The organism is Moorena sp. SIO4A1 (assembly GCF_010672065.1).
Classification (GTDB): Bacteria; Cyanobacteriota; Cyanobacteriia; order Cyanobacteriales; family Coleofasciculaceae; genus Moorena.
This window is the reverse complement of record NZ_JAAHHX010000006.1, coordinates 41,717-63,185: the sequence shown is the minus strand read 5'-3', so window position 1 is coordinate 63,185 and position 21,469 is coordinate 41,717. Positions and strand designations below refer to the sequence as shown.

Below are 21,469 nucleotides of genomic sequence, written 5' to 3'. Positions count from 1 at the left end.
GGTCAGCGGTCAGCGGTCAGCTTAAAATAAACTTCATTTGGGAGAATTTAATATTGATAAATTAATGAGAATTGAAAGTCTCGAGAAAAGTCTATCAGCTTTGTGGCACAGGCTTTGGCCTTGGCCTTTAGGCCACGCGGGGCGCGTTTGGCCACGCTGTGCGAACGACGCTGTGACGCACATAAGCTGATAGCACCTCAAGTAGCGTGGCACAGGCTTCTAGCCTGTGAAGCATTAGCTGATAGCTGATACGCGACACGCTGATAGCTTACCTAGAAACTATTCCATGCCTTCAATGGGGGCAAAGCCTTGTCGCTGGATATTTTCAGTAATAGTACGGGGTTCGAGGAATTGGACTAGATAATCGGGACCTCCTGCTTTTGACCCTACTCCAGACATCTTGAACCCACCAAACGGTTGCCGTGATACTATGGATCCGGTAATATTGCGGTTGATATATAGATTACCGACCTCAAGCTCGGCTGAGGCTTGTTCTATATGGGATGGAGTGCGAGAATATAAGCCTCCGGTGAGCCCATAGTTGGTACTGTTGGCTATATCAAGGGCTTCTTGGAAATTCTTTGCGGCCATTACTGCTACTACTGGACCAAAGATTTCTTCTTGGGCAATGGTGGCCTTGGGGGAGATATCTTTAAAGATAACTGGACCAATAAAGTATCCGGTCTCAGGTGCTGGCATTTCTAATGCTACGTTAGCTTCCTGACGTCCTTTTTCAACGTACTCCCGAATGCGATCGCGTGCAGTAGCATCTATCACTGGACCGACCTGGGTACTGGGTGCTTCTGCTGGCCCAATGTTAAGCGATCGCGTTGCTTCCACTAACCGTTTTAGGAAGCTTTCATACACTGGCTCTAACACAATTACTCGGGAGCAAGCGGAACACTTTTGACCACTGTAACCAAATGCTGATTTCACGACTCCAGCTACAGCTTGGTCGAGGTCAGCACTTTCATCTACGATAATTCCATTCTTACCTCCCATCTCCGCAATGACTCGCTTGAGATGTTTTTGACCTGGTTGCACAATGGCGGCATCGGCGTAGATACGACAACCGACTTCTTGGGAACCGGTAAAGGCAATTAGATGGACATCGGGATGCTTGACCATATGGGCACCGACGGTTGAGCCTTTGCCTGGAACGAATTGAAATACTCCTTTGGGTATCCCGGCTTCTACTAAAATTTCAGCTATTTTCCCGGCAATCACTGAGGAGTTTTCTGCGGGTTTGAGTAGAGTACAATTCCCAGCCACTAGGGCTGCTACAGTCATTCCTGTAGTAATGGCCATGGGGAAGTTCCAAGGAGAAATGACTAGGGCAATACCTCGGGGTTGATAGACATAGCGATTGGTTTCTCCAGCAATGTCGTAGTTATATCCATCCCTTAGCCGTTCCATCTCTGATGCGTAGTAATGACAGAAGTCAATCGCTTCGGAGACTTCTGCATCCGCTTCCCGTAATGGTTTCCCAACTTCCAGACAGACCAAGGCTGATAATTCAGCACGGCGTTGTTCGATCAAGTCTCCTGCTTTACGTAAAATACCAGCACGTTCGCTTACTGGTGTACGTCGCCAACTGGGAAATACTGCTTTAGCTTTCTCGATTGCTAATTCTGCTTGTTCTACAGAAATTAATCCAATTTTCCCGATCACGACCCTAGGGTTAGAGGGATTAACAGAATCTACTGTGTCTGTTGTAGGCTGATATTCCCCATTGATTAAGGGTAAATAGGTCTTACCTAGTTGTTGGCGAACGGTAAGTAAGGCTTGTTTAGCTTTTTCTCTGGCTTCTAGCTGAGCATAGTCTGTATTGGCAGCATTGGTGAATGGGTTAGTAGGTTGAAGGTTAGCAGGTTGTTCGCCTTTGGCGTTCCCGTAGGGTAGGTTAGAAGGTTGTTCGCCTTTGGCGTTCCCGTAGGGTAGGTTGGAAGGTTGTTCGCCTTTGGCGTTCCCGTAGGGTAGGTTGGAAGGTTGTTCGCCTTTGGCGTTCCCGTAGGGTAGGTTAGTAGGTTGTTCGCCTTTGGCGTTCCCGTAGGGTAGGTTAGTAGGTTGTTCGCCTTTGGCGTTCCCGTAGGGTAGGTTAGTAGGTTGTTCGCCTTTGGCGTTCCCGTAGGGTAGGTTTGAAGACGGTTGTGAACTTTCAACATTCAACTTTCCAACATTCAACGTGCCAACATTCAACGTGCCAACATTCAACTGTTCCTGTAACTGTTGTGGTGGTGCAATCAATTCCTCTACGGGTCTATCTTCTAAGCTTTGTCGTAGGAAGGAACTATTTGCGGTATTTTCCAATAGCCGCCGAATCAGGTAAGCCATTCCTGGTAGGAGCTCTCCATAGGGTGCATAAACCCTGACTCGATGACCCTGATTGACTAAGGCTTTGGCGAGTTGGTCTCCCATACCGTAGAGGACTTGCATCTCAAAGCAGCGACGGGGGATATTGAGATTTTCAGCAATTGCGATCGCATAAGCTTGGGAGCGCACGTTATGGGAACCAATAGCGCTATAAACATACTCGTGGTTTTCTAGCAGCAGTTGGGTGATACGCTCAAAATTGGCATCTGTGGCGGCTTTCTGGTTATATACTGGTTGGGGCCAATGGTTTTGGAGTGCTGTTATCGTCTCTTGGTCCCAATAGGCTCCTTTGACCAAGCGTATGGTTACTGGATTACCCCGCTGTTTTGCCCAGGCAATCAAGTCCTGACAATCTTGTTGTGACTCTCGCAGATAGGCTTGCATGGTAACACCGATATCGGTGCGAGAGCGAAACTCTTCTTCCATTAACAAGTCTTTGAGTATGGAGAAAGTAATGTCTTTGTACTCATACTGCTCCATATCAAAATGAACCGCCGCCCCCAATTCTTTGGCACGGCGGAGCAATTTGCGGATGCGATCGCACACCCGATTTTGGCTACCCTGAGGATCAAGAGAATCAAATTGAGAGTAGAATGCTGTCAGTTTAACCGATACTTGGACGAGTGGCAAGGATTTACCATCAGCAACATCAATTTCCTCTACCTTAGACCACTGTTTTGCTGCCTCAGTGAGTTGTTCGATCAGTTGCAGATAGCGGTCTAGGTAAGACTGAGCTTCTACTTCTGTAATTACGGCTTCTCCCAATAAGTCTAGGGTAAATGCCATCTTCTGGTTTCGCAGGCGTTTAATGGTTTTAAGGGCCTGGTTGAGATTTTCCCCAGCAATATACTTTTGGGCTAGGGTGGCTACAGCAGCAGATATGGTTTTGGCTGCCAGTTGTCCTGGTATGGAGTCGGGATTGGTGAAATTGAGCATTCCCTTCAGGGCAGCAGGCAGTTCTACTGACTCATCCCCTAGGTATTCTTGAAAGTGACGAGCAACTTCCGTTTGGCTACGCAGTGCCGGTAGGGTATCGATGAAGCGAAATAGCTGCACCCGTAGTCCTGGATTACTCATTGCCCAGGCTAGTAACTTATCATCCCACCGCATTTGGTCTCGCATTTGGGCAAGAAAGGAACCTTTCTCCCGAGTTGCGGCTAGAAGTTCTCTGGCAATTTCCTGAGTTTTGGCTTCGTAAGTGCTTTTGGGGATTTCTATAACCACCGGTGGTAGACTCCTGTTCTGGATGCTGGCAGTTTTTGATAAAACAATTATTATATTTTATTTTCTCTAGTTAAAGCAAGATTTGACTTGAGTCTTTAGAGGGATTTGAGGTAAGCATTCAGTTTTTATTCAAAATTAGCTCAAGTACCGTGGAATAGGCTTCTAGCCTGTGACATGTGGAATAGGCTTCTAGCCTGTGACATGTGGAATAGGCTTCTAGCCTGTGACATGTGGAATAGGCTTCTAGCCTGTGACATGTGGAATAGGCTTCTAGCCTGTGACATGTGGAATAGGCTTCTAGCCTGTGACATGTGGAATAGGCTTCTAGCTGATATAAAAGCCAGAATTAATGATCGTGATATTTTTGGCATCATAGAAGTAACTCCTATTTAGGTGGGAGGAAAACCGCGCTGGTGTGGATTAATGGTTATGACCAGCGCGGTTATTAGTATCGGTCGTCACTTTCTATACTATACATAACTACTCGAAAAAAAGCAAGGGGCAATTAAAAGTTTTTACATTTATTTACAACTAAAATTTTTAACAGGATTTATACTCAAATTTGTGTAGGATTTAGCTAGTTTTTTTGGGTTATAGCAATTGTAAATTAATTGTAATAATTTTTGTTTCCTGTTCCCTGTTACCTGTTCCCTTTTACTACTCCCTACTCCCTACTCCCTTTTTACATCAATCCTATGTTTACATTTAAACTCAAAATGCTATAGGATAGTATCAATCATCATTTACAGACTAGTTATGTTAACCCTTGATGAAATCGAAACAGCTATTCGACAATTACCGAACAGCGAGATTATAGAGCTGGCAGCCCGCTTACAAAATTATTTAGATGATGCGCGATAATAGGTGGGACCAGCAGCTAGAATCTGACCTAAAATCTGGAAAGCTAGACAAGCTTATTGCCAGAGCAGAAGCAGATATTGCTACCAATCAAGTTAAGGAGCTTAATGAAATCCTTGACGACACCTAATTTTTCGATAAATGCTATAAACTAGATTAACCATAAATCTAAGTAAACAACTAATCATCATGAATTGGAGAGAATACATTCATTCCAATCCCAACATTTTATTAGGGAAGCCAGTGGTTAAAGGCACTCGTTTATCCGTTGAGTTTATTTTAGGCTTGTTTGCTGCTGGTTGGACAGAGTTACAGATATTGGAAAGCTATCCAACACTAACTCCAGAATCAATTCGAGCAATCTTTGCCTTTACTGTTGAATGTATGCCATAGCAAAGGGAACAGGGAATAGGGAACAGGGAACAGAAGAAAAATATTGATGTAGGGTGGGCAGTGCCAAAGATAAATAACAGCAGCTGGCGATAGCATTAGTAAGCACTGCCCACCGGGCGAATCAATCACAAAGCGAGAATATTGATGTAGGGTGGGCAGTGCAAAAGATAGATAACAGCAGCTGGCGATAGCATTAGTAGGCACTGCCCACCCTACTAACTTTAAAATAGCGAATCAATCACAAAGCGAGAATATTGATGTGGGGTGGGCAGTGCAAAAGATAGATAACAGCAGCTGGCGATAGCATTAGTAGGCACTGCCCACCGGGCGAATCAATCACAAAGCGAGAATATTGATGTGGGGTGGGCAGTGCAAAAGATAGATAACAGTAGCTGGCGATAGCATTAGTAGGCACTGCCCACCCTACTAACTAACTCCCTAAAACCCAGACATTTTTACCTGACCGAATTGAAAACCTCTGTATACTGAAATTGTGAGTCATCTCCTTCAACAATGGAATTATTCGCTGCTGCCGTTTTCGCTATTGCTACTGTGCTCGCCACTAAAGCTATAGAAAAAACTGGGGGAAATGTCGGGCAAGTTGTCTGGGACAATACTAGCCAGTTTGTGGAATCTCTGAGAAACCAGTCTCCATATACAGTAACTGCGATCGCAAAAGCTCCAGACAATCTCTTGATTATGCCGAAGTGGTATTAGAAGTAGAAGCAGCAGCGAAACAAAATCCGGAAGTTGTCCAAAGTATCGAGCATTTAGTGACTACTAGTGAAAATTACAACATTGATAATATGAATAACCAAACTCGATTCAATCAAGCTCCCCCACTACCTCCTTATTATGTGGAACGCCCGGAAGTAAGCCAACGACTAAAACAAATCCTTTTATCCCAAGAAACCGCTAAAGCTGGCACGTTAGTTGTTAGTGCTATCTATGGTTTAGGAGGAATTGGAAAATCCACCTTAGCTGCAGCATTAGCCCATGACAAAGAGGTTCAATCCCATTTTACCGATGGGATTTTTTGGGCAACCTTAGGTCAGCAACCTGATATTTTATCTTTTCTAAGTAGCTGGATACAGCAATTAGGAGATTATGATTTTAAACCAATTAACACTGAGGCAGCTTCTTTACAACTAAAAACATTATTATCCGATAAAAAAGCCTTGCTAGTTGTCGATGATGTTTGGCATCCTGACCATGTTGAACCCTTTCGAGTGGCTGGGGATGGCTGTCGGCTTTTAGTAACTACCAGAGAAGCCCAGGTTAAAGATGCGATTCCCTATGATTTGGACGTGATGACTCCCAATGAATCCTTGGAGTTATTAGCGTCTTGTTTAACCAACGAGATAACTAATAAAAAATTAACTAATCAAGAACTCGAATATGCTGAAACCTTAGCCAAAACTGTCGGCTACTTACCCCTAGCATTAGAATTAGCTGCTGCCCAAGTTAGGGATGGCATCTCTTGGCAGGATTTACTGGATGAGTTACAAGATTTAATTATTGGTGTAGAAGCTTTGGATCGATTGAAAGCAGAGGAAGAGCCAAGTGACGCTAAGCGCAAAAACTATAGTCTAGTGGCTTCCTTTAATCTCAGTTTAAAGGGATTATTCGACGACGATAGATTTAAAAACTTTGCTTGGTTAGGGATACTGCCGGAGGATGTCACCATTACTGAGTCTATGGCGACTACCTTATGGGATTGTAATTTAGTTGAAGCCAAAGATACGTTAAGATACTTACGACAAAAAGCCTTATTACTACCAGGGGTCTCTACTACACCAGACACTAACTATCGCCTCCATGACTTGTTACATGATTTAGCCCGTAGTCTGGTACAATCAGAGCTAGGATTATCAATTACCGAAGCCCATCAACAATTATTAGAACGTTATCAAACTAAGACTGAAAAGGGATTATGGCATACCTTACCCGATGATGGTTACATCTATAATCACTTAATCTGGCATCTAGAGAAAGCAAAAAAAATTAATGACATTCATCAACTCCTGAAAGAAGAAACGCCAGCAGGAGATAACGGTTGGTATTGGCAGTGTGAGAGACAGGGAAAAACTGCTAATTTTATCAAGGATGTATCGAGAGCTTGGGCAATAGCAGCAGCTAATTTTACAGAAAATCCTACAGAATCGATTAGTCTACAGTGTCGGTATGCTCTGATTACTACATCCCTCAACAGCTTGGCTGGAAATATTGGTCCAGAGTTAATGGGAGCATTAGTTGAAAAAGAAATCTGGACCCCAGCTCAAGCACTAGCTTATGTGCGACAGAGCAAAGATTCTGAAAATAAAGCAGAAGGTTTGAAGGCAATTAGTGAGTATCTTCCCCCTTCTTTATTACCAGAAGCCTTAGACATTGCTAGAGCCATTCGGAATAGATACCATCGAGCTAATGCTTTAATCGGGTTAGCTCCCCACTTACCTCAAGGGTTGTTACCTCAAGCCTTAGATTGTGCTAGAGCCATTGCGAGTAAAGGCGAGCGACCTAATCCCCGAGCTAACGCCTTAATCGGTTTAGCTCCCCACTTACCTCAAGGGTTGTTACCCCAAGCCTTAGATTGTGCCAGAGAGACTAAGGCTGAATTCAACCGAGTCGATGTTTTAATCGCCTTAGTCCCCCACTTACCTCAAGGGTTGTTACCTCAAGCCTTAGATTGTGCCAGAGAGATTGGGGATGAATTCAACCGAGTCAATTTCTTAATCGGGTTAGCGCCCCACTTACCTCAAGGGTTGTTACCTCAAGCCTTAGATTGTGCCAGAGAGATTGGGGATGAAGAGGACCGAGCACAAGCCTTAATCGGCTTCGCCCCCTACTTACCTCAAGTGTTACCCGAAGCCTTAGATTGTGCTAGAGAGATTAAGCATGAATCCTACCGAGCTCATGTCTTAATCGACTTAGCCCCACACTTCCCGGAAGTATTACCAGAAGCCTTAGATTGTGCCAAAGCCATTCCTGATGGAAACCAGCGAACAAGAGCCTTAATTGACTTAGCCGCCCACTTCCCGGAAGTGTTACCAGAAGCCTTAGATTCCCTCAGAGCCCTTTGGAATGAAACATACCGAGTCAAGTCCTTTTGGGATGAAACATACCGAGTCGATGCCTTAAGAGCCTTAGTTGCCAACTTCCCGGAAGTGTTACCCGAAGCCTTAGATTTCGCCAGAGCAATTCGCGATGAAGCAGACCGAGTCGATGCCTTAGGAGCCTTAGCTGTTCACTTTCCGGAAGTGTTACCAGAAGCCTTAGATGGTGCGAGAGCCCTTGGGCATGAATATGACCACGCCGATACCTTAGAGGGTACAGACAAGCGAATCTATCTCTTTAAATTAAAATATAGCTTCTATATTAATGAGGAGCGACACGAGCGACGAGCAAAAGTCTTAAAAAACTTAGCCCCCTACTTACCGGAAGTATTCTTACCCCAAGCCTTAGAGGTTGCCAGTGGGGTTCGGGATGAATACTGGCGAGCCGATGCCTTAATTGCCTTAACTGTCAACTTCCCGGAAGTGTTACCAGAAGCCTTAGATGCTGCCAAAGCTATTCAGGATAAAGGAGACCGAGAGGAGGCCTTAAAGGAGTTAGCCTCTCATTTACCGGAAGTGTTGTTACACCAAGCCTTAGATTACGCCAGAGGCCTTGGGGATGAAGAAGACCGAGCCGAGGCTTTAATCCTCTTTGTCTTTGACTTACCGGAAGTGTTCTTAGACCAAGAAGTCTTACGTTACGTCCCAGGGATTGGCGATGAATACTTGCAACGCTATGCCTTAATCGGCTTAGCCCTCCACTTCCCCGAATTGTTACCAGAAGCCTTAGATTTCGCCAGAAACATTCCGGATCAAGACCAGCGAGCCCATGCCTCAATCACCTTAGCTCCCCACTTACCGGAAATGTCTAAATCTTTCCGAACCCAGGCCATAGAGGTTACCAGAACCATTCGGGATGAAAAGCAACGAGCCCAGACCTTAAGAGCCTTAGCCCCCCACTTACCTCAAGTGTTGTTACCCCAAGCCTTAGAAATTACCAGAGCTATTCGGAATGAATACCACCGAGTCCAGACCTTAAGAGCCTTAGCGCCCCACTTACCTCAAGTGTTGTTACCCCAAGCCTTAGAAATTACTAGAGCTCTTCCCAGATACGACCCACCAGTCAATGTCTTAATTGCCTTAGCCTCCCGCTTCCCCGAAGTGTTACCAGAAGCCTTAGATGCTACCAAAGCCATTCCGGATAAATCCTTCCAAGTCAAGACCTTAATCAGGTTAGCTCCCCACTTACCAAATGTGTTGTTACAGCAAGTTTTAGATTACACCAGAACCTTTGATTATCAATCCCTGCGAGTCGATGTCTTAATCGGCTTAGCTCCTCACTTACCCGATGTGTTGTTACGGCAAGTTTTACATGAAGCCAAAGGGATTGGGCATGAATACTACCTAACCAATACCTTAATCGCCTTAGCCCCCCACGTATCCGATGTGTTGTTACAGCAAGCCTTAGATTGTGCTAGAGCCCTTCGGGATGAATACTGCCGAGCTTTAGCCTTGGGAGCCTTAGTCCCTCACTTACCTGAACTGTTACCAAAAGCCTTAGATTGCGCCAGAGCGATTCGGAATCAATTCCACCGAGACCATGCCTTAATCCGTTTAGCTCCCCACTTACCCGAACTATTACCAGAAGCCTTAGATAGCATCAGAGCCATTCGGAGTCCATCCTCCCAAGCCTATGCCTTAATCCGCTTAGCCCCCCATTTTCCAGAAGTGTTACCAGAAGTCTTAGATTGTGTCAGAGCCGAGAATGACTACGAACGAGTCGATCTCTTAACTGACTTAGCCCCCCACTTACCGCCAGTGTTTTTAGGCCAAGCCTTAGATTGCGCCAGAGCCATTCGCTCTGATTATCAGCAAGGCAATGCCTTGGGGGGCTTAGAACCCTACTTACCGGAAGTGTTGTTACCAGAAGCCTTAAGTGTCGTCAGAACCCTGAATGGATTTTCCCAAACCTCTTTCTTAGAAAACTTGCTTAAGAAATTAAATCCTTCGTTGATTGATTTTTCTGGTTGGCAACAAATTCTTGATTGTTTAGCTAGTCTAAGCCGTCCCGATTTTCTTAACCATCTTCCTCAATTAGCTCCTTTAATCATCGAGCTTGGGAGTGTTGAAGCCCTAAGAGAAACGGTGGCAGCGGTTGATGATGTTAGCCGATGGTGGAAGTAGGGAGTAGGGAGTAGGGAGTAGGGAGTAGGGAGTAGGGAGTAGGCAATAGGCATGCTAGCAATAGTTTTCCATCAATGTTATGGATATTTCAATAGACTGAGTGCTGATATAAAGCGATAATCTCGTTGATTTTTACTGAGTAGAGGAATTTGATTTTCAATAGCGGTAGCAGCAATTAGAGCGTCTGGGATTAGGAGTCCATGACTGAGATAGTAACTACCCATCAACTGTTCGGCTTTGAGGGATATCTGAGGATTGAGTTGAATGATATAAAACTGCCTGAGGAATTTATCCAAAGAGTCTAATTCTTGTTTATTTCGACAACCAACAATTAATTATAGTTTAGTAATAATACTGATTTTCAATAGAGATGTTTTAGATTCTCTTACCAGGCGTTATTTAGCAATTGAGTCGTTATTGGCAAGATCAATCAAAATATCAGTGTCGATTAGAATTGCTTCCATTTTAGCCCTGCCAATGCTGTTGTCGAATTCTTCTCACCCATTCGCTACTATTTTGAGTATCTTGTCGATCACGACCCATACCAATAAAAGGTTGATTGTCTAATTCCAGAGGGTGAAGAGATGGCGTTTTTTTCGTTAAATACAGTTTTTTGAACACTTCAATGATATCGGCAATAATTTTTTGAGCATCTTCTGGTAGTTCTTGAATATCTTTTGTTAGTTGTTCTAGGTCACGCATAAGTCTTGGTTCGGGCGTAGTCAGTTAACTACTCTAATTTTACAGTATTTATCAATGGGCTGAGGTACTTGGTTTTAGGGAACAGCGAATAAAAGAACAGCAGATCTGGGAGTAGCGATGCCGCTTGTTTCCTCGCCCCTGCCGCTAAACCCGATAGCAGTTGTCAATTGGTTGAGGTACAAAACCCCATTGACAACTGCCTTGTGCTTTGGGTGCATCTCCTAAAAGCTGTTTGACCTGGTGGGTGGAATGGGCATCTTGTTGTGGAATGGGCATCTTGTTGTGGAATGGGCATCTTGTTGTGGAATGGGCATCTTGTTGTGGAATGGGCATCTTGTTGTGGAATGGGCATCTTGTTGTGGAATGGGCATCTTGTTGTGGAATGGGCATCTTGTTGTGGAATGGGCATCTTGTTGTGGAATGGGCATCTTGTTGTGGAATGGGCATCTTGCCCGTTTCAATTTTCGGAGCGGACTGTCCCAAAATTGGCTACCGAGAAAATGAGGGCGAGCCCGTCCCTAAAGCACCCTACGCAACTTCTGCATTCTACATTCTGCATTCTTAATTCTACATTCTTCATTCTCCATTCTGCCTTACTGTTACTTCCACAAAATTTTAGGGAACTATCTAAGTATCACTTAGAGATTGCTTAATCTAGATTCCTTAATCAAGCCAAGCAAATCTCTCTAAGTAGGTAGGCATAATTATTACCGCTGTGACATATAAACCACAGTCAATCTTTGCTGGAAAAAGTTCTGATGGCTGGGTTTATTTTTTTTACCTACTTATCTCTGGTAACAGTTACCTACTCTCAAATAAACCTCTACTTTTTTGTCAATTACTGTCCACTGTTCCCTGTTCCCTGTTCCCTGAAATAAATCTAATCTTACCAATATAAGCTGCTATGAAAATAATGCACAATGGTCTCCAAGACCTACTCCTGATTAATTTTTACTCTCAGGAAATTAAGCTCGATTTTTTGTCCATTGAAATTCCTATCCCTGATTCCATCAAAAATTTTACTAACCTGTTTCCCTATAGGATAGGATTACACTTACGTCGGGAATATCGTCATATTGCTATGGGCATAAGGTCTTTGACGAGTGAAGAGCGTCAAGACTATGATGGACTTTTTCTCTTTGAAATTTATCTCCAAAATATCTATTTACTTCTCCCATTACTGGCATGGCATCGCAAACCCGTTTGGATTTGTCTTCACTGGAATCAACAATTAGCTATGCACAGTACTTTAAAGTTTTTGGGCTTAATGTACCTCAAGTTTTTCCTCAAGTATTTTAACCTTAAGGCAGTTTTATTTGAAATGGATGATGAGGTTTTACCCAAACGGTTTAGATTACCAGCGTCTGCCAAAGTAAAAATACCGATGCCAATCAGGAGCGATGCTTACCCCAATTTAAAGCCAGGAGAAAGGCTGCCTACCGATAAAAAAATTAAAATCGGTGTGGTTGGCATGATTCGTAAGGATAAGCCAATCGCTAAGATAATTGAAATCTTGAAAGACTATACTAAATTATCTGACCATAAATCTGAGCTAGTGCTTGGGGTACCATTTTGGCAGAAGCCTAAGGATTTAGATAACTTGGGAGTCAAAATGTATGATACAACTACTGAAAAACAATATCTTGATTTGTTAAATGAGGTAGATATTTTAGTAGCCCATTACGAAAAACATCGCTATTACTACCGTACCAGTGGTGTATTGAGTGATGCCGCTTGCTGTGGTTGCTATGTAATTACTTCTGATTATCCAGTACTCCGGCATCAAGTTAATTGGCCAGTCTCTGTGGGTTCAACCTTTAAAACCTTTGATGAAATCCCATCATTACTTGATGAAGCTATCTATTATATTCGGGAGCATGGTCAGGATAACCAGTGGCTTTGGCGAGAAAAAAGAACAGCGGAGGAAATAGCAACTGTTTTTAGCAAAGGGATTAGGGAATAGGGAGTAGGGAGTAGGGAGTAGGGAGTAGGGTGGGCAAAAACAGTGCGTAGGGTGCGTTAGGGGCGGACTTGCACTCATTTTCCGCTTCGTAGCCAGCGTTGCGATAGTCCGCCCCGTAACGCACCACCTAAGGGAATAGGGAATAGGGAGTAGGGAGTAGGGAGTAGGGTGGGCAAAAACAATTTGGTTCTTGTGACTATTCGAGATTAGATTAATTTGCCCACCCTACTTTATTTAGCGCACTCGTGCCAATATCGCTTCTATCTGTTCTAGGGGCACGGCACCAGAGAAGGCTTCACCATTCATAACAAAGAAAGGTGTGCCGCTCAGTCCCAATAGTTGTGCTAGCTGCATGTCTTCTGCAATGGCACTATCAGCTACGTTCCGGTCTCGGTTAAACTGTTCTAGGTCTAAATCTAGGGCTTCGGCAATGGCAAGATATAAATCTTCTCCTAATTGCTTTTGATTAGCGAAGAGAGCATCATGGTACTGCCAGAATTTGCCTTGTTGAGTGGCCGCCCAAGCTGCTTGAGCCGCTGGCAGGGCTTGGGGATGAATTCCGGTGAGGGGGAAGTGTTTGTAAACTAAGGTAACTTCATCCCCATGGTTTGCTATAAACTGGTTGACGGTGTCGTGAGCTCTGGCACAGAAGGGACACTGAAAGTCTGAGAATTCTACTAGCACAATTTTATCTTCAATGGAGCCAGTCGCGGGAGAGGAACCAATGAAGGCTTGGGGATTGGTTTTGAAGCCCTGCAAGATGGCTTGCTGTCGCTGCTGGCTTTCCCGTTCCAGTTGCTGCTGGTATCTCTGGACTGATTCTAGGATTACTTCTGGGTGGTTGCGGATTACTTCGAGTATTTGTTGTTCTAGTTCAGGAGTAATCTTGGCGGCTGCTGTGGCTGGCAGTGACCAGGCTGAGAAGCACAGGAGTAGTACTAATCCTGTGAGTGATAGGGCTTTCTGGAGAATGGTAAGGAGCTTAGTGACCATGATTTTCTTAAATGGAACCAAGGCATAGGGTATCTCAGATCAGGCAACATGGGCAACGGATTGGTATAGCGCTACGCGCAAGGCAATAGGCATGCTAGCAATAGGCAAAAGTTGCGTGGGAAAATGAAACAGGCAAGATGCCTGTTCCACCGCGCAAGATGCCCGTTACACCCACCGGGTCAAACAGCATGCATTGCGATTCACCCTCCAGAGGTAATCCTGGCATCCCATAAAAGAGGAAGATGTCTTCCATAGAGGAAGACATCTATAAACGTCTTGATAGTCTTATTGTCTATCAATAAATCTATTAGACATCAGGGTTATTTGCACCAGTTATTTACACAAAATGTATTGATGTTGGTGGTCAGTAAAATAGCTCCAAACACGACGCATATCATTAGGACTAGTGTTAAACTTCCAATCGATATCATTAACTCCTGTGACATACCAGCCAGACCATGAACCATTGAACCAACGAATTTTATAGGCAACAACATCACCCCCTAAAATCTGATGGTCGATCTCTGTATTTAGTCCTTTATACCATCCAGGAGTTTTTCCAGTTGGAGGTAGACCAGACTGGTCAGATCCTTGCAATGTACAAGCAGCTTGAGTGCGAAGTTCATGTTGGATGCAGTCACTTCCACCACACCCATTAGCGGCAAAGGCAGACTGGGCTGGCAACATCGTTATTGCTGCAACAATCAAAGAACTTAAAACGATCAAGATACTCTTTTTTAGATTACTCATGACTCTGGTTTACTTTTTAATTCAATTAGGTACTTAGGGCTGGAAATCAGGTGAATCAATCTCACTGACCTTCAACCCTTTTCTAATATCTAAAAAGTATTCCTAGGTCGGCAGTACCCTTAAGGGTACTATTGCCAGGACAGAAAAATTCCTGGGAAGACCACAGCCGGGAAATGAAACAGGCAAGATGCCTGTTCCACCGCGAACAGCCGTCAGTGGTCAGTGGTCAGTGGTCAGCGCTCAGCTTATTTAATTCAAAAGCACCTCAAGCACTGTGGCACAGGCTTCCAGCGAAACAGGCAAGATGCCTGTTCCACCGCGAACAGCCGTCAGTGGTCAGTGGTCAGTGGTCAGCGCTCAGCTTATTTAATTCAAAAGCACCTCAAGCACTGTGGCACAGGCTTCCAGCCTGTGACCTAACCCATAAGCTAATAGCTATCAGCTGATAGCTGATAGCTGATAGCTGAAAACTGATAGCTTACGGCTCAAGTCATGATTCATTCCGATTGCAACGGTGCATCCAACACTTTAGTAATGCGATCGCGTGCCCCTTCTAAGTGGGCTAAGCTAGCAGTATCAAGGTTTTTCCCTTGTTTGTTCAAGGTGTTTGCGATCGCATCCCGCAATTGACGGAGTTTATACCGGGCTAACACCCGAGCATCCTCGGGAGTATTAAAGGTTTGGATAGCAATAATAAATTCAGGGAAGGTGCGGGCACTTTCTAGACTATTGGAATTGCGCAGTGCCATGTTCACTAAAAGACTCATATACTGCCGTTGCAATCCCCGACGCAAGCTAGAGATTGGCTCAATTTTAGCTTTAGTATCTAGTTTCCAGATGCTATCTTGAACAGTGTCAAACACTTCTGCCATGGTCAAGGCTTCCCCGGAACTAGTTTTGAGTTGAGCATCCCGCAAACGAGCCAACCGTTCTGATGAAAATAAATCCCCCAGCACCATAGTTTGAACTAACATCACTCGCTCATGAATGGGATAATCTAGGGGGAAAATAGTGGTAAAAGCACCCCAGTGAGTCCAGCGAGATGGGGCTAACTGGTTGAGGAGTTGGGGTGAGAAGTTAAAGGTATCTTCAGCAAACATATACTCCCCGAGCATGGCTAAAGCCTGACGCTGTTTTTCCACAGGGATGGGTTCAAAGGGGAGTGTGCCAGTCTTGCCACCAGTGTAGTTTCGATTAAAAGTTTGTCCCCCAATATAACCAGTAAGGGACATAGCGTTTTCAAAGAAATAGGAGAAGACCGTATCAAAGCGATCGCGTAAATCCCCAGCACTTTCTTGAGGCAACAGGTAACTGGTGTTCAAGCGTTTCCAAATTCCCTTAGCATTCTCCATTTGCCACTGAGAGTAGCGCAATGGATCACTACTAAGGTCCCAAACCTTAGCTTCTGGGTCAATAAAATCGAAAGTATCCTCATCTGTAGCATAAGATAGCCCCATTTCAGAGCCTTCAGCCGCAATTTTGCGCAGTGTGCGTAATTCTTGTTGAGGAGTCAGAGCATCAATCGGAGTGTAGCCATACTTAATCACCCACTTATCATAGGGACCAACCACTGTAGAGAAATAATCTCCCTGTTCCATTCCCTCTGGCGCTAGATTAACTGGGACATAATCCATGACTGACCCGACTAGCCCTTTATTGCGGGTAATCTCAGTATTATTCAATTCCTCTGGACTCAACATGGTGCTGCCCCGGAAATTGTGGCGCAATCCCAGAGTATGACCAACTTCGTGAGCCGTCAGGTAGCGCAAATACTGATTGATGAAGGTTTTCATTTCCTCACCACTGGGCAACTGGTGGTTTACCATCGATAGAGACAATGCTCCAAACTTAGCTTGCTGAGCTGATACCATGGCAAAACATAACTCATGGTCTGGGACTTGGGTTAGTCCGCTCAGGAATTGCCCAGCTGGTAGGCTCAACTGAGCCGCTTTGCCAGGATTGCTCTTGAGGATTTCCTGCAATTTGAGGTAAGGAACTTTGATGCCATTACTACACAGGGAACTATTAAACGCGAATTGGGATAACCCAGATAATGCCTGGGATTGAGGCTGGGAAGCAATAGCCTGGTATTCCGCTTTGATCCAGCGCACCGCATTAGCATCAATAATCACGTCTGCATCCAAGATTTCCCCAGTCAAGGGGTTCACTCGGGATGGCCCCATAGCGATAATGCCTGGGAATGAGGGAAAAGAATTCGACCAGCGAATGGTGTTGTAGCGAATATCAGCCGGGTCCCAGGTTGCATCATCTGGCATTTGCCGCACTTCAATGGCATTATCAAACCCTGCCTCCCGAAACGCTTCATTCCACATCAAAATCCCCTCCCGAATTGCATCTCGGTACTCTAGAGGTACAGTATTTTCAATCCAAAACACAATCGGTTCTTTTGGGGGGGATACCGTAGCAGTAGGGTCTTGTTTTTCTAAATGCCAGCGCCTGATATAACGGATAAAGGGTTGTTTGCGGTTTTGATTGGATAAATTTTGATAAGCACTGATGAAATAGCCTACTCGTTCATCCGCGAGTCGATGACGGTAACCATTGTTAGTCGGTAGTTGAGAAAAGCTATAGCGGACACTAAGATTAAATGCTCGTTGATCTGGGAGACTCCTTAAGGGAAAGAATAAATCTCCCCCACCAGAAAAGCCATAAACTGACTCAATCTCTACATTCAACGGAAATGCTTGAGCGTCACTGACATAGGATTTTTGAGGGTCTACTACATAACTACCTCCTAATATCCAAGGAAAAGCCGATGCTAGTCCAGAAAAAGACCCATCGCTGACGAGGAGTGGTGTTAAATCCACCAACAGAGTCTTTCGTTCTGGATGAATACTGGTAATGGGCAGGGAATATAGCACCGAATCACTGAAGGAACGCTTAACAGAACGCTCTTGGGGGTCACCGGGTCGAGTACGGAAGTAGATATTTGGTATGACTAAATCTATGGTCTTCTGTCGGCGGCGGAATTGGAACAAAAAATCATTAACTGGCCAACCGGTTTGGAGCCCCAACTCCCCAATTCCCGAAGCAAGGGTGACAACACATAGGAAATTTTGATTTAGTTGATCCGGTTCAATTTCTAAATAAATTTTTTCTTTTTCTTTATTGCGGTAGAGGGTGAGTAATCCTGCTAATTTTTCCGCATCTTCTACGACCTTATCAAATGGCTTTAACTTGGAATCACTACTATCTGAATCGGATAACTCCTCTGAGGGTGCCTCTGAGGGGTCTTCAGCAATTTCTGTAGTTTGAACTTGGCTATGGGCTAAGGTTAGCTGGGGCGAGTAAACAATCTTTTGATCCAAATGTTGACCCAAACTATTGCCGCTTGGAGTAGATAGAGCTATGGTTTGGAGGTACAAAGGGGATAGTACCAAGACGAATCCACACAGACAGAATATCAAGAACTTTAGTCTTTTCATCGATTAATCACTAGTTTGGTGTTCTGAAAAGAAAGAGAAATTATGAATTATCATAATTATGACTTATCAAAACTTATGAAAGCTTGAAAATTTTACCTTAATATTATAATTAACCAATTCCTAAATAAAAACAATTTGATTATAGCGTTTATGATACTGATAATGTCCCTGCCTTTTTTATTACTACTCCCTAATCCCTACTCCCTAGGACGTTATCAGAAGTATACCAATTGAAACTTGCTGCTATAGTTGTTAAACTTGATGAGTTTTTGATTATGTTCTTAGTTTTTGATTAGTTTAATCGTTTTAGCTTCTGATTTATAAGTATTACTATCAAGGTAAAATGGTGTGGTTGTACTATAGTTGTTTGACATAAACGAATCTATATACTAACCCTTTAAGCACCCCGAAATTTACACAGCTTGGGTTAGTCTAAATCTATGTTTCCTGTACTTTGAGCCTTGGCAATTAAAAAAAAACTGTACACTAACTTCAACTAAAGCTATACTTTGATCTGTCAGCTTTCAGCTATTTATCAGCTATTTACTAGTCAGCCCTTGCAGCTGAAAACTTAAGCTAAGAAGCATAGTTTACTAAAAGTAGTGCCAGCTAAAGTAGTGCCAGCTAAAGTAGTGCCAGCTATATAATAACTCGCGCCCGTAACCAAGCTGACAAGTCCCGGCCATCCGATTAAACTTGATTAGAAGCCAAGCTATTGATAAGACTAGACACCAAAGTCAGAACGATAGCCCCGAAAAAAGCTGCCCAGAAACCGTTCACTACAAACGTATCAGGAGTGAAATAGGATGCCAGGGAGAGGGTGATAGCATTAATCACCAACAGAAATAGTCCCATGGATAAAATTGTGATGGGCAAGGTCAGAATCACTAGAATCGGTCTAATGATGGCGTTAACTAAACCAATGACTACTACCGCTACAGCAGCTGCACCAAAACCACTAATGGTAATTCCTGGTACCAGGTAAGCAGTAATCATTAGTGAGATAGCACTTAGCAGCCAAGTCAAAAGTATATTAAGCATCGATCTCACAAAAATATCGCTTACTATGATTTTAGCGATTCTGGCAAGATTAGCCTGTAAGCTATCAGCCGTCAGCTATCAGCTATCAGCTTATGGGCTACAGATGGTGCTACTTGAGGTGCCAAAGGCAAACGGCTAACCGCTGACCACTGACCACTGACCACTGACCACTGACGGCTGATAGCTGATAGCTGTTCGCGTAGCGTGGGCGTAGCGCATATGCTTACATTAGCCTTGTTGTCCTAAAGAGCGATCGCATTTGTTCAAGGTGCTCGCCATGATCTATTAACCTCTAAGATGGCTGAGCAGTATTTGGTGCTAGTTACTTGGGTGTAACTCAAGTGATTATGCAGCACAGTATGATTGAGTTGGACGATTCCAGCAATAAATCTTTATGTTTTTCCGGCTACTGGTTACATTCTTATTTGCGTGCTCTGTTTTTTGTTATCCCTTACCCGTTCACGCCAAGAGTATAGCCTGCGATGGGAAACAACTCGTGGGAGCAGACTTATCTGGTCAAGACTTACAGGAAGTCAAAATTACCTATTGCAATTTGGACCAGGCTAACTTAGCCGATGCCAAATTGATCAAAGCATCTATCAAACATACTACCCTGAATAATGCTAATCTCCATGGAGCAGACTTGACCAACAGCGACACCTACAACATTAGCTTCAATGGTGCAGATTTAACTGATGCCATCTTTACTCGTTCCTTACTGCAACGTGCCAGTTTTGATGGGGCTAACATCACTGGTGCTGATTTTAGTAGCACCCTGATCCAACCGGTCAGAGAACGGTTAAAACTCTGCGATGTAGCAACTGGCGTGAACCCTACCACTGGTGTGATGACTCGTAAGTCTTTAGGGTGTTGGTAAGGTGTTGAATGTTGACTGTTGAATGTTGACTGTTGAATGTTGAATGTTGAATGTTGACTGTTGACTGTTGAATGTTGAATGTTGACTATTTGATGGTCAACGGTTAACATTCACGATCGATGGGGCTGACTTGAGCGATGGTATGCTGGATGGTGTCCAAATTTGATAACTGTTTGCTAAGCAAGGTGCATCTGAAAACTGGTGTTGCGCTTGTGAGTCTTTGGGATGTCGATTAAACGAGTAGGTGTAATTGGTGGAGGACAACTGGCCTGGATGATGGCAATGGCTGCCAAGTCTTTGGGTATTCGGCTAGTGGTTCAAACTCCTAATGTTACTGATCCAGCTGTCCGTGTTGCTGCTGAAACTATCTTTGCTGCTATTGATGATGGGATCGCTACCGAGCAAATGGCATCTCGCTGTGATGTGATTACCTTTGAGAATGAATTTATTAACCTCGATGCCCTGAAATGTCTGGCAAAGCGGGGAATTTGCTTTTACCCCCGACTAGAGGCTCTAGCGCCACTGTTGGATAAATATCACCAACGCTGCTATTTCGATCGCATTGGTTTACCCCAGCCAGAGTTCATCAGTCTGGAGGGGGAAGTGGGTAAGGAGGAATTAAAGTCCCTAGCCTCTTCTCGGGGCGTTGCTGAATTGAAGTATGAATCCGCGATCGTTTGGTTTTGGTCAAGCCCCCTAAATCCCCCAACTTTGGGGGACTTTCAGAGTTTTGTTCCCCCCAAAATTGGGGGGCTAGGGGGGCAAAATCATACCCAGAATCAGCAACGCCCTTCTCGGACCCCAATCAACCTGAGTCAGTTAGAGTTTCCTCTGGTGCTGAAAGCGCGACGCCAAGGTTATGACGGCAAGGGTACCTTTATTATTAAAGACAGTCATAGCTTACAGGAAACTTGGAAGCAGTTAGGCAATCAGCCTGTGGTGCTAGAAGAGTTTATTCCCTTTGAACGGGAGTTGGCAGTAATGGCTGCCCGTTCTGTAGATGGGGAGGTGGTGGTTTACCCGGTGGTGGAAACTCAGCAGCAAGAACAGGTGTGTCGGCGAGTTATTGCACCAGCCCAGATTAGCCCAGATACGGTGGCGGAGGTGAATGCGATCGCAAAAACTCTCCTGACTAGTTTAGACGTAGTGGGAGTCTTTGGGATTGAGTTATTCCTCACTAGCAATCACAAGGTTTTGGTTAATGAAGTGTCCCCTCGTACCCATAATTCTGGCCATTACACCATTGATGCTTGCGAAACCTCTCAATTTGAGCAGCAACTGCGAGCCGTGGTAGGTTTACCCTTAGGTAGCCCACAGATGCATTGTGCCAGTGCAGTAATGGTCAATCTTTTGGGTTATGAGTCTTCCCAGGATGATTACCAACAGAAACGGCAGACCTTAGCCAGTTTACCAGGAGCGTTTGTCCATTGGTATGGTAAGACTCAATCCCGCCCAGGACGTAAGTTAGGTCATGTCACAGTTTTGAGTGATGGTAATTCGGTACAAGAGGTAATTGAGAAGGTTGAATCGGTTTGGTATGGTTGATACGATGTTGAAGGTTAGGGGGTTGAAGGTTGAAGTTAGATGGAGTAGGGTGGGCAAAGTAATCTAA

Annotated in this window: 21 protein-coding genes; 11 read left to right on the top strand and 10 right to left on the bottom strand. The window is 44.3% G+C overall.

Features of this window, described 5'->3' with window-relative positions:
• Positions 1–102 precede the first annotated feature (102 nt).
• On the top strand, positions 103–249 hold the full coding sequence (locus F6K53_RS05765; RefSeq protein ID WP_293018678.1) for a hypothetical protein: 147 nt from the start codon (positions 103–105) through the stop codon (positions 247–249).
• A 30-nt stretch (positions 250–279) separates the two neighbouring features.
• On the opposite strand, the gene pruA is transcribed toward F6K53_RS05765, so the two are convergent.
• On the bottom strand, positions 280–3,597 hold the full coding sequence (gene pruA / locus F6K53_RS05760) for an L-glutamate gamma-semialdehyde dehydrogenase (protein ID WP_293080112.1): 3,318 nt from the start codon (positions 3,595–3,597) through the stop codon (positions 280–282).
• A 586-nt stretch (positions 3,598–4,183) separates the two neighbouring features.
• On the opposite strand from pruA, the gene F6K53_RS05755 reads away from it, so the two are divergent.
• The 3 genes from F6K53_RS05755 (at position 4,184) to F6K53_RS05745 (ending at position 4,848) form a co-directional block, all read left to right on the top strand.
• The gene (locus F6K53_RS05755; RefSeq protein WP_293018682.1) at positions 4,184–4,306 is read left to right on the top strand and encodes a hypothetical protein; all 123 of its coding nucleotides are present in this window, start codon (positions 4,184–4,186) and stop codon (positions 4,304–4,306) included.
• Between the two features lie 138 nt (positions 4,307–4,444).
• Positions 4,445–4,585 (top strand): hypothetical protein, encoded by a 141-nt coding sequence (locus F6K53_RS05750; protein WP_293018684.1) that lies wholly within the window; start codon positions 4,445–4,447, stop codon positions 4,583–4,585.
• Between the two features lie 59 nt (positions 4,586–4,644).
• A complete protein-coding gene (locus tag F6K53_RS05745) occupies positions 4,645–4,848 on the top strand; it encodes a DUF433 domain-containing protein (protein ID WP_293018686.1) in 204 nt (67 codons plus the stop codon).
• On the opposite strand, the gene F6K53_RS05740 is transcribed toward F6K53_RS05745, so the two are convergent.
• Positions 4,826–4,954: a hypothetical protein gene (locus F6K53_RS05740; RefSeq protein WP_293018688.1), complete on the bottom strand. Its 129-nt coding sequence runs from the start codon at positions 4,952–4,954 to the stop codon at positions 4,826–4,828. The genes F6K53_RS05745 and F6K53_RS05740 overlap by 23 nt on opposite strands.
• A gap of 407 nt (positions 4,955–5,361) precedes the next feature.
• On the opposite strand from F6K53_RS05740, the gene F6K53_RS05735 reads away from it, so the two are divergent.
• Both F6K53_RS05735 and F6K53_RS05730 read left to right on the top strand, forming a co-directional pair.
• Positions 5,362–5,565 carry a hypothetical protein gene (locus F6K53_RS05735; RefSeq protein WP_293018690.1) on the top strand — a complete coding sequence of 68 codons (204 nt, stop codon included), beginning with the start codon at positions 5,362–5,364 and terminating at the stop codon, positions 5,563–5,565.
• Positions 5,556–10,085, top strand: a complete 4,530-nt coding sequence (locus F6K53_RS05730; protein WP_293080110.1) for an NB-ARC domain-containing protein — start codon at positions 5,556–5,558, stop codon at positions 10,083–10,085. The genes F6K53_RS05735 and F6K53_RS05730 overlap by 10 nt, the downstream gene beginning before the upstream one ends.
• A gap of 77 nt (positions 10,086–10,162) precedes the next feature.
• On the opposite strand, the gene F6K53_RS05725 is transcribed toward F6K53_RS05730, so the two are convergent.
• The 3 genes from F6K53_RS05725 to F6K53_RS05715 all read right to left on the bottom strand — a co-directional run bounded on the left by F6K53_RS05725 (position 10,163) and on the right by F6K53_RS05715 (position 11,234).
• Positions 10,163–10,417, bottom strand: a complete 255-nt coding sequence (locus tag F6K53_RS05725; protein WP_293074004.1) for a PIN domain-containing protein — start codon at positions 10,415–10,417, stop codon at positions 10,163–10,165.
• Between the two features lie 133 nt (positions 10,418–10,550).
• Positions 10,551–10,787: a hypothetical protein gene (locus tag F6K53_RS05720; RefSeq protein ID WP_293073992.1), complete on the bottom strand. Its 237-nt coding sequence runs from the start codon at positions 10,785–10,787 to the stop codon at positions 10,551–10,553.
• A gap of 144 nt (positions 10,788–10,931) precedes the next feature.
• Positions 10,932–11,234 (bottom strand): hypothetical protein, encoded by a 303-nt coding sequence (locus tag F6K53_RS05715; protein ID WP_293080107.1) that lies wholly within the window; start codon positions 11,232–11,234, stop codon positions 10,932–10,934.
• Positions 11,235–11,527: 293 nt separating this feature from the next.
• Between F6K53_RS05715 and F6K53_RS05710 the strand changes: the two genes are divergently transcribed.
• Entirely contained in the window at positions 11,528–11,665 is a 138-nt protein-coding gene (locus F6K53_RS05710; RefSeq protein ID WP_293018699.1) for a hypothetical protein, read from the top strand.
• 35 nt (positions 11,666–11,700) lie between these two features.
• Entirely contained in the window at positions 11,701–12,750 is a 1,050-nt protein-coding gene (locus tag F6K53_RS05705; protein WP_293018701.1) for a glycosyltransferase family 1 protein, read from the top strand.
• Here F6K53_RS05705 and F6K53_RS05700 read toward each other — a convergent pair.
• From F6K53_RS05700 to F6K53_RS05690, 3 genes are all read right to left on the bottom strand, one after another.
• Positions 12,740–12,874 (bottom strand): hypothetical protein, encoded by a 135-nt coding sequence (locus F6K53_RS05700; RefSeq protein ID WP_293018703.1) that lies wholly within the window; start codon positions 12,872–12,874, stop codon positions 12,740–12,742. The two genes, F6K53_RS05705 and F6K53_RS05700, sit on opposite strands and share 11 nt — an antisense overlap.
• Positions 12,875–12,984: 110 nt before the next feature.
• Positions 12,985–13,743 carry a thioredoxin domain-containing protein gene (locus F6K53_RS05695; protein WP_293080102.1) on the bottom strand — a complete coding sequence of 253 codons (759 nt, stop codon included), beginning with the start codon at positions 13,741–13,743 and terminating at the stop codon, positions 12,985–12,987.
• Between the two features lie 333 nt (positions 13,744–14,076).
• Positions 14,077–14,493 (bottom strand): hypothetical protein, encoded by a 417-nt coding sequence (locus tag F6K53_RS05690; RefSeq protein ID WP_293018706.1) that lies wholly within the window; start codon positions 14,491–14,493, stop codon positions 14,077–14,079.
• A 131-nt stretch (positions 14,494–14,624) separates the two neighbouring features.
• Between F6K53_RS05690 and F6K53_RS05685 the strand changes: the two genes are divergently transcribed.
• Entirely contained in the window at positions 14,625–14,939 is a 315-nt protein-coding gene (locus tag F6K53_RS05685) for a hypothetical protein (protein WP_293080099.1), read from the top strand.
• Positions 14,940–14,990: 51 nt separating this feature from the next.
• Here F6K53_RS05685 and F6K53_RS05680 read toward each other — a convergent pair whose 3' ends face one another.
• Entirely contained in the window at positions 14,991–17,939 is a 2,949-nt protein-coding gene (locus F6K53_RS05680; RefSeq protein WP_293080096.1) for a zinc-dependent metalloprotease, read from the bottom strand.
• Between the two features lie 690 nt (positions 17,940–18,629).
• On the bottom strand, positions 18,630–18,980 hold the full coding sequence (locus tag F6K53_RS05675; RefSeq protein WP_293018709.1) for a phage holin family protein: 351 nt from the start codon (positions 18,978–18,980) through the stop codon (positions 18,630–18,632).
• A 496-nt stretch (positions 18,981–19,476) separates the two neighbouring features.
• Here F6K53_RS05675 and F6K53_RS05670 point away from each other — a divergent pair, with 496 nt between their 5' ends.
• Complete coding sequence (locus tag F6K53_RS05670; protein ID WP_293071454.1) at positions 19,477–19,857, top strand: pentapeptide repeat-containing protein; 381 nt, start codon at positions 19,477–19,479, stop codon at positions 19,855–19,857.
• A 225-nt stretch (positions 19,858–20,082) separates the two neighbouring features.
• Entirely contained in the window at positions 20,083–21,402 is a 1,320-nt protein-coding gene (locus tag F6K53_RS05665) for a 5-(carboxyamino)imidazole ribonucleotide synthase (RefSeq protein ID WP_293080093.1), read from the top strand.
• Positions 21,403–21,469: the final 67 nt, after the last annotated feature.